The 13,867-nt window shown below is 65.5% G+C and carries 12 protein-coding genes; 5 read left to right on the top strand and 7 right to left on the bottom strand.

Annotated elements, in window-relative coordinates:
- Positions 1–10: 10 nt before the first annotated feature.
- From BLV04_RS11230 to BLV04_RS11220, 3 genes are read right to left on the bottom strand one after another with little or no spacing between them, the layout of a single operon-like run.
- Positions 11–1,480 (bottom strand): CheR family methyltransferase, encoded by a 1,470-nt coding sequence (locus tag BLV04_RS11230; RefSeq protein ID WP_093031623.1) that lies wholly within the window; start codon positions 1,478–1,480, stop codon positions 11–13.
- Positions 1,480–2,556 (bottom strand): chemotaxis-specific protein-glutamate methyltransferase CheB, encoded by a 1,077-nt coding sequence (gene cheB / locus BLV04_RS11225; RefSeq protein ID WP_093031620.1) that lies wholly within the window; start codon positions 2,554–2,556, stop codon positions 1,480–1,482. The genes BLV04_RS11230 and cheB overlap by 1 nt, the downstream gene beginning before the upstream one ends.
- 14 nt (positions 2,557–2,570) lie before the next feature.
- Positions 2,571–4,523: a methyl-accepting chemotaxis protein gene (locus BLV04_RS11220; RefSeq protein ID WP_093031617.1), complete on the bottom strand. Its 1,953-nt coding sequence runs from the start codon at positions 4,521–4,523 to the stop codon at positions 2,571–2,573.
- A gap of 184 nt (positions 4,524–4,707) precedes the next feature.
- Between BLV04_RS11220 and malQ the strand changes: the two genes are divergently transcribed.
- Positions 4,708–6,216 carry a 4-alpha-glucanotransferase gene (malQ, locus tag BLV04_RS11215; protein ID WP_093031614.1) on the top strand — a complete coding sequence of 503 codons (1,509 nt, stop codon included), beginning with the start codon at positions 4,708–4,710 and terminating at the stop codon, positions 6,214–6,216.
- A 119-nt stretch (positions 6,217–6,335) separates the two neighbouring features.
- Here malQ and BLV04_RS11210 read toward each other — a convergent pair whose 3' ends face one another.
- From BLV04_RS11210 to BLV04_RS11200, 3 genes are all read right to left on the bottom strand, one after another.
- A complete protein-coding gene (locus tag BLV04_RS11210; RefSeq protein WP_093031611.1) occupies positions 6,336–6,677 on the bottom strand; it encodes a TusE/DsrC/DsvC family sulfur relay protein in 342 nt (113 codons plus the stop codon).
- Between the two features lie 214 nt (positions 6,678–6,891).
- Entirely contained in the window at positions 6,892–8,247 is a 1,356-nt protein-coding gene (locus tag BLV04_RS11205; protein ID WP_093031608.1) for a DegQ family serine endoprotease, read from the bottom strand.
- 257 nt (positions 8,248–8,504) lie between these two features.
- Positions 8,505–8,978 (bottom strand): Hsp20 family protein, encoded by a 474-nt coding sequence (locus tag BLV04_RS11200; protein WP_093031605.1) that lies wholly within the window; start codon positions 8,976–8,978, stop codon positions 8,505–8,507.
- Positions 8,979–9,170: 192 nt separating this feature from the next.
- Between BLV04_RS11200 and BLV04_RS11195 the strand changes: the two genes are divergently transcribed.
- Positions 9,171–9,557, top strand: a complete 387-nt coding sequence (locus BLV04_RS11195) for a YchJ family protein (RefSeq protein WP_093031602.1) — start codon at positions 9,171–9,173, stop codon at positions 9,555–9,557.
- Positions 9,558–9,584: 27 nt separating this feature from the next.
- Here BLV04_RS11195 and BLV04_RS11190 read toward each other — a convergent pair whose 3' ends face one another.
- A complete protein-coding gene (locus tag BLV04_RS11190) occupies positions 9,585–10,436 on the bottom strand; it encodes a Uma2 family endonuclease (protein ID WP_093031600.1) in 852 nt (283 codons plus the stop codon).
- A gap of 240 nt (positions 10,437–10,676) precedes the next feature.
- Between BLV04_RS11190 and BLV04_RS11185 the strand changes: the two genes are divergently transcribed.
- The 3 genes from BLV04_RS11185 to BLV04_RS11175 are packed head-to-tail and all read left to right on the top strand — an operon-like array spanning position 10,677 to position 13,764.
- Positions 10,677–12,509 (top strand): NADH-ubiquinone oxidoreductase-F iron-sulfur binding region domain-containing protein, encoded by a 1,833-nt coding sequence (locus tag BLV04_RS11185; RefSeq protein WP_093031597.1) that lies wholly within the window; start codon positions 10,677–10,679, stop codon positions 12,507–12,509.
- Positions 12,506–13,225, top strand: a complete 720-nt coding sequence (locus BLV04_RS11180) for a 2Fe-2S iron-sulfur cluster-binding protein (protein ID WP_093031595.1) — start codon at positions 12,506–12,508, stop codon at positions 13,223–13,225. The genes BLV04_RS11185 and BLV04_RS11180 overlap by 4 nt, the downstream gene beginning before the upstream one ends.
- Positions 13,225–13,764, top strand: coding sequence for an NADH-quinone oxidoreductase subunit B family protein (locus BLV04_RS11175; protein WP_093031592.1), 540 nt, complete (start codon positions 13,225–13,227; stop codon positions 13,762–13,764). The genes BLV04_RS11180 and BLV04_RS11175 overlap by 1 nt, the downstream gene beginning before the upstream one ends.
- Positions 13,765–13,867: the final 103 nt, after the last annotated feature.

The raw sequence follows: 13,867 nt of genomic DNA, 5'->3' as shown, positions 1-13,867 counted from the left end.
GAGCCGGTTCTCAGGCCGCGGCGTCGGCGAGACGAGCCAGACGCGTCTCGCACAGGAAACGCAGATCCTTCACCGACAGGAGCGAAGGCAGCGCGCCCGTGCCCTGCAGCGCGAGTGTCTCGTTGCGCAGCTGGCGCAGCACGATCCGGTATTCGCGTTCTGCCGGCCCCGTCTCGCCTTGCTGGCGATAGGTTTCGGCGAGCTGATAATGGGCCCGCCAGCAGTCGGGTTTGTCGTAAACCACCCGACGCAAGGCGCTGATCGCCCCCTGTGTGTCGCCGCGCAGACGCGCGCATCGGCCGAGCAAAAGGAGGGCGTCCGAAGACCAGGGGTCTCGCGTCAGCGCGCGTTGCGCGGCCGCTTCGGCACCGGCCGTGTCGCCGCGCTCGAGCAGCAGATGGGATTGGAGCGCGAGATGCTCGACGGCGGCGTCCTCGCGATCGCAAAGCGGGGCGAGATGGCGAAGCGCCTCCTCGAAACGCTCGGATCGGGCCGATGCCAGGGCCTGCTCATAGCGCCCCTGCTCGGCCGGGTTCTCGACCGACGGATCGCGTCGGTCGGTCGAGGCGGATCCTGCTGCTTCGGCTCGGGGCGCGCGTGCGCTCGGGCGCGTCTGTACGGCAGTGGCCGAGCGTGCATCGAGTCCGCGGGGCGTGCGCCGTGGCGAGGGCTCGACCGGCATCTTCTCGAACAGGAAGACGCCGTCCAGGGCGAGCAGGCGCATCAGGCCGAAGTCGTTGGCCAGCGTCTCGGAGGTGCCGACGATCAGATGACCCTGTGGCTTGAGCAGGTCACGCAGCCGCGCCATGACGGCCTTGCGGGTCGCCGGGTCGAAGTAGATGGAGACGTTGCGGAAGAAGATGACGTCTTGTCCCTGCAGCGCCGTCGGGTAGGCGGGTGCGAGCAGGTTCCAGGAGATGAAATCGACCTGTCGTCGGATCGCGGCATCGATGCGGCGGTGCCTGCCGTCGATCGCGGAGAACCAGCGATCCCGGAGCTCGACGGGCAGGGTCCGAAAGGCGAACGGGCCGTAGAGCGCAGTGCGTGCGCGCTCGAGTGCGGCATCGTCGACGTCGCCCGCGGTGATGCGGAAGAGACGCTCGGCGAGATCGCCGTAACGCTCGCGCAAGGCGATGGCGATCGAATAGGGTTCCTCGCCGGTGGAGCATCCCAAGGAGAGAATCCGGATCGGATTGCCTTGCTCGGCTTGCGCCAGGCGTGCAGGTACGAGCCGATCCACGAGCAGCTTCAGATGCGCAGGCTCACGGTAGAAGTAGGTCTCGTTGACCGTCAGCAGACTGGTCAGACGCCCGAGCTCGACCGGATCGGCGGCGACGGATGTCAGATAGTCGTCGGTCGACCCCGCGGCAGTTGCCGCCATCCTGCCCGCCAGGATGGAGCGGAGTCGTCCATCCGCGTCCGGGCCGAAATGCAGCCCGAGGCGATCCTTGACGAACGTTTTGAAGGTTTGAATCGGCATCAGGCGATCCCGATGCCGAGCACGGCGCGACGACCCGCCAGCATGCACAGCTTGCCTGCGATGAGATCGAGCGGCAGCGTCATCTGCACGCCGCCGGCAAAGATCGCCTCGCGGTTCATCCCGAAGATGACCGAGGTGGCCTCGTCTTGGGCAATGGTCGTTCCGCCGGCCTTCGCGAGCGCGAGCATCCCTTGTGCGCCGTCGCGTCCCATCCCGGTGAGGATCACGCCGACGGCATCGCGCCCGACCTGCGCCGCGACGCTGGCCAGCAGCCGATCGCAGCTCGGGCGATACATGTCGCTCTCCATACGCTGCTCCAAGCGGATGCGGCGTCCGGCACCGAGCGTCATGTGGGTGATGGAATCGGCGAGATAGATCTGCCCCGGCATGAGTGCCTCGCCCTCGACGGGGATCTTCACCGGCAGCGCGCAGAGTCGGCTCAACCAGTCGGCCATCGCCCCGGCAAAGCCGTCGGAGATGTGCTGGGCGATCAGAACCGGGGCCGCAAAGTCCGCCGGAAGGTCCGGAAGGATTCGCGCGAGCGCCTGAGGTCCGCCGGTCGAGGAGGCGATGGCCACGACAGGCGAGCCGGGGCGGCTCGGTTCAGTCGGCACGCGCGCGTCAAGCCGGGCCGGAGATGCCGGATCGTCGGATCCCTGCTTGAAGGTGAGCGCGCCGTTGCGGCGAATATGGCGAATGACCGGAATCCGGGCCAGGATGCGCAGGCGCGACGCCAGCCCCGGCCCCTCGTCGAAGGTCGGCTTGCGCGCGGCCTCGAGCGCGCCGCGCGCGATCGCGGCCATCGCGTTGGGGGCGTCGGCCAGGTCGGAAAGCACCAGAATGGGCACGGCTTGGCGGGCCATGATCTCCTCGATCGCCTGCATCCCGTCCATCTCGGGCATCTGAAGATCCATGGTGACCACGTCCGGCTTGAGTGCCAGGGCCTTTTCGACCGCCTCCCGACCATCCGCCGCCTCGCCGCAGACGACAAGCCCCGGTGCGGCTTCAATCAGCGCACGGATCAGGCTCCTTGCGGAGCGGCTGTCGTCGACCACCAAGACGCGTACAGGTTGCATCGATCACTCCGTCATCAGGGCCGGCTCGATACTCCGGCGTCTGCGGAAGGCGTCTGTGCACCCTTGAGCACAAACTGATCCAAGCTGCCCTGAAGGGCACCCGAGAGCTCGTTCATATCGCGCGCGATATCGGCAATTTGGCGCACGGCGCCGGCGGTTTCCGAGCTGGCGGTGACGATCTCGCGCAAGGCGACCACGACCTGATCGCTGGCGGTCCGCTGCTGTTGGGTAGAGAGACTGATCTGTTGGGCGGATGTCGAGGTCTCGCTCGCGGCCTCCACCAGGGCCTGGAGGATGTCGGCCGTGCTGGCCGAGTCCGCGATCCCCTGCTGGATCCCGGTGGAGCCTTTCTCCGAGCTGATCACGAGCCGGTTGATCGACTCCTGGATCTCGGCGACCTTGCCGGTGATCTCTCCGGTGGATTCGGTCACCGAGTCGGCGAGTCGGCGGATCTCGGCGGCGACCACGCCGAAGCGTTTTCCCGCCTCGCCCGCGGAGGATGCCTCCAGGGCGGCGTTGAAGGCGATCAGCTTGGTCTGGTCCGCCACCGTGTCGATGATCTGCATGATCTTGGAGATCTCCTTGGAGCGTGTGCCGAGCGCGAGGATCTCGTTCAGCGCGCTCTGATTGTCCTCGCCGATCCGCCGCATCTTTTCCACTAGGTGCTGCATGGCATCCGACCCGCGCAGGCTGTCGTCGTAGGTCCGACCGGCGATGGTGACGACGGACTGGGAGTATTCCGCGATCTGGGTCGAGGAGGCGGAGAGCTCTTCCATCGTGGAGGTGATCTCGGCCACCGAGGCCGACATCTGGCTGGATGTCGCGGCCTGTCCGTCGATCGCCTGCGCGATCTCGCGCGAGGCCGCGTGGACCGAGAATGCGGTCGTCTCCACGCCTGTGACCAATGCGTTGAGATGTCCGCGCATCCCGTCGAGCGTGCGGGCGAGGTCGGCGAGTTCGTCCTTGCCGTCGATCGCGCCGCCGCCGCTCAGATCGCCGTTGGTGACGCGATTGATTTCGTTGGCCAGGCGGCGGATCCGCTTGGTGATGGCACTGGCGGTGATCAGCGAGATCCCGATACTGAACAGCGCGACGAGCACTCCGATGATCGTGGCCTGCATGCGCGTCTTGTCGAGGACGGCGACGTACGGGGTGCGATCCATCGCCACCTCGACGACGCCGAGCGGGTTGCCCGAATAATCCGGAATCATCTCGGCATAGGCGGCGATGGGTTTCGTGCCGATCTGAAGCTCTGCGACCTGGGATTCGCCTGCGAAGGCCACCTCGAGCGCATCCGGGCCGAGGAAGGGCTGACCTTCATGGGTACTTGCAAAGGTCTCCAGTTTGCCGTCGCGCAGGATATAGAAGGCGGCCTCAACGCCGTAGCTTGCTTTGAAGTCGTCGAAGAAGGCTTGGCCGAAGGACATGCCGAACTCGACCGAGCCCAGATGTCGCCCCTCGCGGAGCACCGGCACCACGCCGCGGGCGCCGAGGCCGGCGACGCCGAATTCCAGCCCGCGGTGCGGCTTGATGTCACGGTTGGTATCCACGATCGACTGGCGGAAGCTCGAGAGGTCGTCGCCGAACTTCTCCAGCATATGCAGACGCAGAAAGGACATGGCCGGCGCGGTGTGGAACTGGAACTGAACCGCGCCGAAGTCGCGCGCGAGGGCCTCGAACGGCGGATGAAGCTGCTCGACGAGCCAGTCACGATCGCCTGCGGAGAAACGCGCCTGGACCTCCGGCATCTCGGCGACCAGAACGCTCAATGCCTCCGCCAAGTCGACCTCCTCGCGGATCTGCGTCTGGACCATCGCCGCGAACTGACGCAGCTCGGACTCCTCCGCCGTGCGGCTCACCGTCTTGAGATTGTGCAGGCTTACGAGTGTAAGCGTGGTGATGGCCAGGATAATCGCGGCGCCGATCACGAGGAGGATATTGGCCCACAGACGGATTTGCTTGAACATCTGGACGCGTCTCTCATGTGGAAGCGGGCGCCCGACGTCGGTCCGCCGCGGAAATTACGTAGGGAGTGTAGCTGAATTCAAATCGGCCACGGTGAGAACCCGCGAGCAATCCCGCGCGGCTTTTCGAGCGCGCTTTGGGTAGACTCGCGGCTTTTATCCCTCGCCCAGACTTTGGAGTCACGGCATGCACCGCACCAGCGGCATTTTGCTCCACCCGACATCGCTGCCCGGCCCTTACGGGATCGGAGATCTCGGGCACTCGGCCCGACGTTTCGTGGATTTTCTCGCGGCAGCGGGGCAGGGGCTGTGGCAGATGTTGCCGTTGGGGCCGACCGGATACGGAGAGTCGCCTTATCAGTGCACCTCCGCTTTTGCCGGCAATCCGTTATTGATCAGCCCGGAGCTCTTGCTGGAAAGGGGGTGGCTCGACCCGGAGGAGCTCGATCCCCCGGATTTTTCGAGCGATCAGGTCGATTTCCATGCCGTCATCCCGTGGAAGCGTGCGCTGATCGCCCGCGCCGTGCATGCGTTTCAGGAGCACGCGAGCGAGAGCGATCGCGGGGACTACCTCCTTTTCCGTCGGGCGCATGCCGACTGGTTGGACGACTTCGCCCTCTATCATGCGCTGAAGGTCCACCACGGACACCGCCCCTGGACCGAGTGGCGCGCCGATCTCGCCCGACGCGAGCCGGAGGCCCTGGCGCGGTGGAGCAAGGCCCATGCGCGCGAGCTCGATGCCCAACGTCTGATCCAGTACTTCTTCTACACGCAGTGGTCCGGGCTGCGCGCCTATGCCAACAGCCGCGGTGTGCGTCTCATCGGCGACATGCCGATCTTCGTCGCCCATGATTCGAGCGAGGTCTGGACGCATCGGGAGTGGTTTCAGCTCGACGAGGCGGGTCATCCGACGGTCATCGCCGGTGTGCCGCCGGATTATTTCAGCGCAACCGGGCAGCGTTGGGGCAATCCGCTTTACGATTGGCCGAAGGTGGCGGCGGACGGCTACAGTTTCTGGGTACAACGCCTACGACGGGTCTTGGAGCTGGTCGACCTGGTGCGGATCGATCACTTTCGGGGGTTCGCCGGCTACTGGGAGATCCCGGCGACGGAGGAGACCGCCGTCAACGGCCGTTGGATGCCGGGTCCCGGGATGGCGCTCTTCGACGCGCTGCGCGCAACGCTCGGCGAGGGCCTGCCGCTGATCGCCGAGGATCTCGGTGTGATTACCGAGGACGTGGAGGCGCTGCGCGACGGCCTGGAGCTGCCCGGCATGGCGATCCTGCAATTCGGATTCGAGGACACCGAGGGCGGATTCGGACGCTCGTCCTTCCTGCCCCACAATCATCGTTCCAGCCTCGCGGTCTACACCGGCACCCACGACAACAACACCCTGCTCGGATGGTGGGCGCTGCGCGACCCGACAACCCGACACAACGCGATGCTCTATCTCAACAGCGACGGCAGCGAGATCCACTGGGACTTCATTCGCAGCGCGCTCGGGTCGGTCGCCGCGCTTGCGCTCTTCCCGATGCAGGATGTTCTGGGTTTGGGCGCCGAGGCGTGCATGAACCGCCCCGGGACGTCCGAGGGCAACTGGCTTTGGCGCTATCGCGAGGACATGTTGACGGACGACGCAGCCGAGCGGCTGCGTGTCCTGAGCCGGATTTACGGTCGATTGCCCTACCCCGGTTGAGCTGCGCGCGGTTTGGAATTTAAGATTTTTAATCCTTTAAACCGCGCCGGCTCCGACAGTCGTCGGAGCCGGCGCGGCCAATCCATCCGCCAAATGACGCATACCGCACCGGGCGCGGTTTAGCAGGAATGACAGTAATAGCGGGGCAACCCCGCGAGACGACAGGCCTGCTTGCAGCCCCCGTCCGGAAAGAGCCCTTCCAGGTGCTTGCGCGAGCAGGGCGTATGCGGTGAAACATGCGCGCCGACGGTCTTGATGATGACCTTCGGGGACGGCGGCATCTCATGCGTTGCGTAATATTCGCGAAGGAAATTGATCACTGCCCAATGACATTCGGTCAGGCTCAGGCCTTCCTCTTCCGCCAAGGCCGTGGCGACCGAAGGCTCCCAATCGTCGAAATAGGCCAGATGGCCCTGCTTGTTGATCTCGAGCTGCCGTCCGGCGATCTGCATGGCTGACATCGCGTGCTCCTCCACCCGTGAGGTGGTTCGGTACTGCTTTGGTGGTTTTGTGCCTGTCCGATGGCTTTCGGTCCATGTTCGGGGTCGTGCCGGACCTATGCGTGGTCTGATGCACGAGATCCGACTAGACAATTGTCAATGCAATTTCGGCTAATCATGGACCGAAATCCGGCGGATGCAACCGGATCCAGATCAACGGATCGCGAACGCCCGGTCAGCGTCGGGCCAGGACGACCAGATCATCGCCGCGTTGGACACGCAGGCTCAGGATGTCTCCGGTTTGACGCAGGACCTGCGCGACGTCGCGCAGGCTTGCGACCCGTTGGCCGTTGACCTGAAGCAGGCGGTCACCCTCGCGAAGACCCGCGTTCCATGCAGGACTGCCGGGCTCCACGGTCCCGACGGGGAGTGCCGGAACGCCGCCGCGACGATCGAGCTCGCCGAGCAAGGCACCCGCGAGATCGGGGGCGACGCGACGCCCCTCGACGAATGCCGCGTAAGGGTCGGCGATGGTCCCTTTGAGCCGGCGCGTCTTGCCCCCGCGCGAGATCTCGAGCTCGACGCCCGCGCCGACGCGCAACAGGCCGAATCGGTTGCGTAGATCGTCGGCCCCTTTTACGGCAGCGCCGTTGATCGCGAGAATCACATCGCCTTCTTGAAGACCTGCCGCTGCTGCGGCCGAGTCGGGCTCCACCGCGTTGACCACGGCCCCGTCGCGTTGCGCGATGCCGAGTGCGGCGGCCAGCTCGGGCGTGAGATCCTGGATGGCGACGCCGAAGAGGCCGCGTCGAACCGATCCGTGCTCCACGAGCTGATCCATGACCGCCCGCGCCATGTTCGCGGGGATGGCGAAACCGATCCCGATGTTGCCGCCGCCCGGTGCGAGAATCGCCGTATTCACGCCGACCAGCTCGCCGCGCAGGTTCACCAGCGGACCGCCCGAGTTGCCCGGATTGATGGATGCGTCGGTCTGGATGAAGCTCTCGTAGCCCTCGATCCCGAGACCCGAACGGCCGAGTCCGCTGACGATGCCCGAGGTCACCGTCTGGCTGAGGCCAAAGGGGTTGCCGATCGCGACCACGAAGTCGCCGACCTTGAGCCCATCCGAGTCCACCACCGGCAAGGCGGCCAGGTCTTCGGCCGGGATGCGCAGGACCGCGATATCGGTCTCCGGGTCCGCGCCGACCAGCTCGGCCACCAGGGTGCGCCCGTCGTGCAGGGTCACCCGGATCTCGCTTGCCTTGGCGATGACGTGCTGATTGGTCAGGACCAGGCCACGCTCGTCATCGACGATGATCCCCGAGCCCAGGCTGTTGCCCTCGCGGTGCCGATGCTCGGGCGGCATCTCGAAGAAGCGGCGAAAGAAGGGGTCGCGCATCAGCGGATGCTCGGCCGCCTCGATGCGCGTGACGGTGGAGATGTTCACGACGGCCGGCACGACCTGCTCGAGCATGGGGGCGAGGCTCGGTAGGGGCTCGCCCGCGACCTGGAGAGGCAGAGCCGCGCGGGCGCTGCCGCTCGCCAGGGCGAGCAGGATCCAGCACAGGCGGATCAAGGAGGAGAGACGCATGGGTCCGAATGTGATGTCGAGAGTGTTGATCGAATGGCTTATTTGAACCGCAAAGGCGCAAAGGGCGCAAAGGCTTTCAATCTGGCGGGTGATCGGTCGTCGGGCGGGAATCCTGCTCTCGACGGAGGCGCGGATCCAAGACCCAACGCAGCGCACACGCGAGCAAGCCGGGCAATGGCCCGGCTTGTTTTACGATCGACGTTCTTGATCGACCCGAGGCGTCACGCGGTCGAGCCGCGTGACGCACCACCTTCGAATCAGGCGGCGGCTTGGGTCTTGTGGGCCTCGCCCTCGAGATACCGGCCCGTTTCGCCGCGGATCTCGATCTTGCGGGGCTTCATCGCCTCCGGGATCTCGCGACGCAGGTCGACATGCAGGAGGCCGTTTTCGAGCCGCGCATCCAGGACCCGGACATAGTCGGCAAGCTGGAACTTACGCTCGAAGTTGCGGTTGGCGATCCCGCGATAGAGGAACTTGGTTTGACCCTTGTCCTCGTCGTCCGACCGCGCACCCGATACGGTCAGGATGTTCTCCTTGACCTCCATGGTGAGGTCCTTCTCGGTGAAACCGGCGACCGCCATGGTGATGCGGTAGTCGTTCTCGCCGCTGGCCTCGATGTTGTAAGGCGGGTAGCCGCCGGGCTCGGAGCGGTAGGCCGTCTCCAACGCGGACGACATCCGATCGAAACCGATCATGGAGCGGAAGAGTGGTGAAAAGTCGATGTTTGTCATTGACATATCCTCTGTTGAGCAATATGGAAGTTGCGCGTTCTCGTGAACCGCGGTCTCTGCAGACCTCTTGCGAGCGCCTGCGTTATGTAAAGTAGAATCGCGCCGGGTCGATGTCAAGGGGTGCGGCGAAAAATGTTATGTCAACTTGATTCGCGGGAGTCGCAGGCTCCGAGCGTCGGCTAAAGAGGTCTTATGAAACAGCTTGATCGGTGTCCGTGCGGCGCACCCGCGGAGTATCCGGCCTGTTGCGGGCGCTATCTGGACACGGATCTGTGTCCGGATACCGCCGAGGCCCTGATGCGCTCGCGCTATGTCGCCTACGTCCGGGGGCGGACGGATTATCTTTTGAGCACCTGGCATGCCTCCACGCGGCCTCCGGCGCTCGATCTCAAGTGCGAGCCGGCGCGTTGGCTCGGCCTGCAGGTGCGTCGGGTCGAGGCGGGCGGCCCGAGTGATCGGCACGGGATCGTCGAGTTCGTCGCCCGCTACAAGATCGGCGGCCGCGCACATCGTCTCCATGAAACCAGCCGGTTCGTGCGAGAGGAGGGTCGGTGGTTTTATGTGGATGCAGTGGTCTGAGTCTCGATGCCGGCGTCCGGCCGCCGTTCAGGCGCCATTCGCCGACGCCCCGAAGATCTCGGATTCCGAGGTGGCGCCGATCGCCAGTCGCAGCCATCGGCGTAATTGGTCGGGATCGACGCACTCCCGGATCGCCGCATGCTGCCCGGGTCCGATGCTGAATGCCCGCTGATCCAGGATCAGGTTGAGCGCATCCCGCAAGGCCGCCAGCTCGCCCTCGCTACGCCCCTCGGCCCTGCCCTCTATCTTGCCTTCCAGCTTGCCTTCTATCTTTCCGTCTTCGCGCACCTGCTCCAGATCACGGTAACCCTTGCGTTGCAACAGGTTCCGTAAGGTCACCTCATGCGCGGCGTCGCGGTCGAAGAGGGCCGCGACCGGCACCGGATTGCGCAGGATGCCGGGGGCCGCGAGCACCTCGCCGGGATAGGCGAGTCGCATCGCGCTTTCGGGTGCATGGATCTCGACTCGGTGCGGGCCGACCAGCCGCACGACCCAAACCAGGCGGGTTCCGGCCGCTAGCAGGTCGGCAATCTTGGCTGTCAACTCCGCCTCGTCTTGGCCGGTGTCCGCATACTCGACCGCCAGCGGCGGTGCCGTGCCCTTCACCCAGCCCGGCGCGTCGGTGACATTGCCTACCGCAACATCCGGCGCGCGTAGGGTGTCCGGCGTTAGCGCGAAGCCGGTGTCGACGCCGGCGGACTCCACGTCCGGGTCGCTGTCGAGGATGGTGGCGCCGATCAGATTGGCCCGCGAGCCCCGTCCACCGACCGGCAGGCACTCGATGGGGTGTCCGCCCGAGAGCTCGTAGGGGTCGCCGGGCTTGAGTTGATCCGCCCGGAAGGGTCCGGGGAGGTTGAAACCGCCAAGCTTTCTGGTCATGGCGCGAGACTCCGTCGGGGAGGGGTGCGGTTTGCGTTTTCAGGGTCGAGGTGCGCCTGGTTTCGAGAATCGGGAGGACCGCAAACGATGGACACCGGGGTGAGACGCCCTGGCTCCAAGGTGCCCGCCATCCTGCGAGATTGATCGGCCCGAACGGCGGCAAGTCCTCGTTACCATGTTCTATACTGCCATGAGGCAGCACGATGTCCAGCCCGATGCTTGAGTCCGCGGGAGGTGTCGATGAACGTGTCCGCAGCCGTCACGGTCGAGGGGTTCGTGGCGGAGTCGCTTGCAACCCATGGCCGAGATCCGCGGCACCTGCTTCAGCATCTGATCCGCGTCCAGCAGCGTTTTTCCTACGTCCCGGACGCGGCGGTGGAAGCCTTATCCGCTGCACTGGATGTCACACGCACCCAGGTGCGCGCCGCCATCGCCTTCTACGCCTTTCTGCATGAGCGCCCGCGCGGCGCCTTCGAGATCCGTTTCAGCGACAACATCACCGACAGGATGCTGGGTAGTCGGCGTCTGATCCGTCTATTGATCGAGCGTCTCGGGTTGATGGGTCTGCCGGCGTGGGGACGTGACCTGATCCGCTCGGACGGGCGCGTGAGCGTCGGTCTCGCCTCCTGTACCGGGATGTGCGACCAAGGCCCCGCACTCTTGATCAACGGCCAGGCCGTGACCAACCTAGATGCGCAGAGGGTCGATCGGATCGCCGATCTGGTGCAGGAGGGCATCCCGCTCGACCGTTGGCCGGGCGAGTTCTTCCGGGTCGAAAACAACATCCGTCGGCGTGGACTTCTCCTCGGCAATCCGGCGACCGACGGTGCTGCGTTGCGTCGACTTCTCGATGAGGGCGCAGACGCGGCGCTCGCGGAGGTGGAGCGTTCGGGACTGCGCGGACGCGGCGGGGCGGGTTTTACCACCGCACTCAAATGGCGCTTCTGTCGCGAGGCTCCGGGGACCGATCGCTATGTCGTCTGCAACGCGGACGAGGGCGAGCCCGGGACCTTCAAGGATCGCGTCCTGCTGACCGACTATGCGGATCTCGTCATCGAGGGCATGACGGTCTGCGCCGGCGTCATCGGCGCCCGCCGGGGCTTCCTCTATCTGCGCGGCGAATATCTTTACCTCCTGCCGCATCTCGAATCAGTGCTGCAACGCCGTCGCGCCGAGGGGCTGCTCGGTGCGAGGATTCTCGGCCGCGACGGCTTCGACTTCGACATCGAGATCCACCTGGGTGCGGGCGCCTACATCTGCGGCGAAGAATCGGCGCTGATCGAGTCGCTGGAAGGCAAGCGCGGTGTCACGCGCAAGCGCCCGCCCTTCCCGGTGACCAGCGGCTTCGACGATCAGCCGACGGTGGTCAACAATGTCGAGACCTTTCTCGCCGCCGCGCGGGTGGTCCAATGGGGCGGCTATTGGCTCCGCGGCGAAGGCACCGATCAGTCCGCCGGCAGCAAGATCCTTTCGGTGAGCGGAGACTGCGCGCGGCCCGGTATCTACGAGTATCCGTTCGGCACGCCGGTCCATCGCGTCCTGTCCGACTGCGGGGCGGAGAACACCCAAGCGGTCCAGATCTCGGGCGCGGCGGGAGCGACCCTCTCGCCGGCGGACTTCGATCGCATCATCGCCTTCGAGGACCTGCCGACCGCCGGCTCCTTCATGATCTTCGACGACAGCCGCGACCTGCTCGACATGGTCCGCAACTTCGCCGCCTTCTTCGCGCACGAGAGCTGCGGCTTCTGCACACCCTGTCGGGTCGGCGGGGCGCTCCTGCGCAACCTGGTCGAGAAGGTCGTCGCCGGTCAGGGCTCGGAATACGACCTCAGCGAGATACGCCACATCGGCGCCGTGATGCGCCAAGCGAGCTATTGCGGGTTGGGTCATACGGCGCCCAACCATGTGCTCAACACGCTGGACAAGTTCCCGTCGATCTATCGACGGCGCCTGGCGCGCGAGGCCCACACCCCGTCTTTCGATCTGGATGCGGCGTTGTCGGAGGCCCGAGGAATTGCGGGCCGCAATGACCCCGGCGCGCATATCCACGCGCTATCGGGAGAGACGGCATGAGCAAGACCTTCAAGCTCGACGGCCGCGAGATCCCCTTCGAGACCGGCCAGACCATCATGGATGCGGCGCTTGCCGCCGGGGTCTATATCCCGCACCTCTGCCACAACCCGGAGTTCGCGCCGCACGGCAGCTGCCGTGTCTGCCTGGTCGACATCGGCGGGCGCCAGGTCTCGGCCTGCACCGCCGCGGCGAGCGAGGGAATGGAGGTCGACAGCTGCTCCGAGTCGATTCAGGAGACGCGCCGGGCTATCCTGCAGATGCTCTTCGTGGAGGGCAATCATGTCTGTCCGGCCTGCGAGAAGAGCGGGGCGTGTCAGCTCCAAGCGGTCGCCTACTACACCGGGATGCTCGCACCGCACTTCACCCACTTCTTCCCGCGCCGGCCGGTCGATGCCTCGCACTCGGACGTCATCATCGATTTCAACCGCTGCATCCTCTGCGAGCTCTGCGTGCGTGCCAGCCGCGACCACGACGGCAAGCGGGTCTTCGCCATCAGCGGGCGAGGTCTCGACAGCCATCTGGTGATCGACTCGCCCAGTGGTCTGTTGGGCGATTCCAGCTTTGCCGCGGGCGACAAGGCGGCCCATGTCTGTCCGACCGGCGCCATCCTGCCGAAGGGGCGCGGCTACGAGACACCGATCGGCGAGCGCCTCTACGACCGCGAGCCCATCAGCATTGTCGGCGACGTGCGTGCACACGAGGAGGAGGTGGTCTGATGGCCGACAAACCTCGTGTCGCGACCGTCTCGCTCTGTGGCTGCTTCGGCTGCCATATGTCCCTTTTGGACATCGACGAGCGCATCCTGCAGCTGGTCGATCTGGTGACCTTCGACCGCACCCCTTTGACCGACATCAAGACGCTCGGCGACTGCGACCTGGGTTTGATCGAGGGCGGGGTCGCCAACGCGGAGAACGTCGAGGTGTTGCGCGAGTTTCGACGTCGCTGCAAGACCCTGGTCGCCGTCGGTGCCTGCGCGGTCAACGGCGGGATCCCGGCGATGCGTAACCAGTTCGGCCTCGCCGAGTGCCTGCGCGAGTCTTATTGCGACGGCATCGGGGTGCACAATCCGGGGATCCCGAGCGATCCCGAGATCCCGCTGCTGCTCAACCAGGTGCATCCGATCCACGAGGTGGTTGCCATCGACTATTTTTTGCCGGGCTGCCCGCCCTCGGCCGATGCCATCTGGACCTTTCTGACCGCGTTTTTGGAGGGCAGGCCGATCGCGTTTCCCTATTTGCAGATTCATTTTGATTAAACCGCGCCAAGCGCGGTATGCGACGTTTTTGGATGGGATCGACCCCGGCAGGCTTGACGACCGTTGGAGTCGGCGCGGTTTAAATCCGGCATTTCGAAACGCA

Origin of the sequence: Thiocapsa roseopersicina, assembly GCF_900106925.1 — a bacterium.
In the GTDB taxonomy this organism is placed as follows: Bacteria; Pseudomonadota; Gammaproteobacteria; order Chromatiales; family Chromatiaceae; genus Thiocapsa; species Thiocapsa roseopersicina.
Note: the sequence above shows the minus strand (reverse complement) of the source record. Positions and strands in the feature narration are given on the sequence as shown.

What these genes read in the sequence shown, in the direction of transcription:
- BLV04_RS11220 (WP_093031617.1), bottom strand. Translation starts at nt 4,523, where the DNA reads ATGTTCAAGCAAATCCGTCTGTGGGCCAATATCCTCCTCGTGATCGGC.
- cheB (WP_093031620.1), bottom strand. Translation starts at nt 2,556, where the DNA reads ATGCAACCTGTACGCGTCTTGGTGGTCGACGACAGCCGCTCCGCAAGG.
- malQ (WP_093031614.1), top strand. Translation starts at nt 4,708, where the DNA reads ATGCACCGCACCAGCGGCATTTTGCTCCACCCGACATCGCTGCCCGGC.
- BLV04_RS11195 (WP_093031602.1), top strand. Translation starts at nt 9,171, where the DNA reads ATGAAACAGCTTGATCGGTGTCCGTGCGGCGCACCCGCGGAGTATCCG.
- BLV04_RS11205 (WP_093031608.1), bottom strand. Translation starts at nt 8,247, where the DNA reads ATGCGTCTCTCCTCCTTGATCCGCCTGTGCTGGATCCTGCTCGCCCTG.
- BLV04_RS11230 (WP_093031623.1), bottom strand. Translation starts at nt 1,480, where the DNA reads ATGCCGATTCAAACCTTCAAAACGTTCGTCAAGGATCGCCTCGGGCTG.
- BLV04_RS11200 (WP_093031605.1), bottom strand. Translation starts at nt 8,978, where the DNA reads ATGACAAACATCGACTTTTCACCACTCTTCCGCTCCATGATCGGTTTC.
- BLV04_RS11210 (WP_093031611.1), bottom strand. Translation starts at nt 6,677, where the DNA reads ATGTCAGCCATGCAGATCGCCGGACGGCAGCTCGAGATCAACAAGCAG.
- BLV04_RS11190 (WP_093031600.1), bottom strand. Translation starts at nt 10,436, where the DNA reads ATGACCAGAAAGCTTGGCGGTTTCAACCTCCCCGGACCCTTCCGGGCG.
- BLV04_RS11180 (WP_093031595.1), top strand. Translation starts at nt 12,506, where the DNA reads ATGAGCAAGACCTTCAAGCTCGACGGCCGCGAGATCCCCTTCGAGACC.
- BLV04_RS11185 (WP_093031597.1), top strand. Translation starts at nt 10,677, where the DNA reads ATGAACGTGTCCGCAGCCGTCACGGTCGAGGGGTTCGTGGCGGAGTCG.
- BLV04_RS11175 (WP_093031592.1), top strand. Translation starts at nt 13,225, where the DNA reads ATGGCCGACAAACCTCGTGTCGCGACCGTCTCGCTCTGTGGCTGCTTC.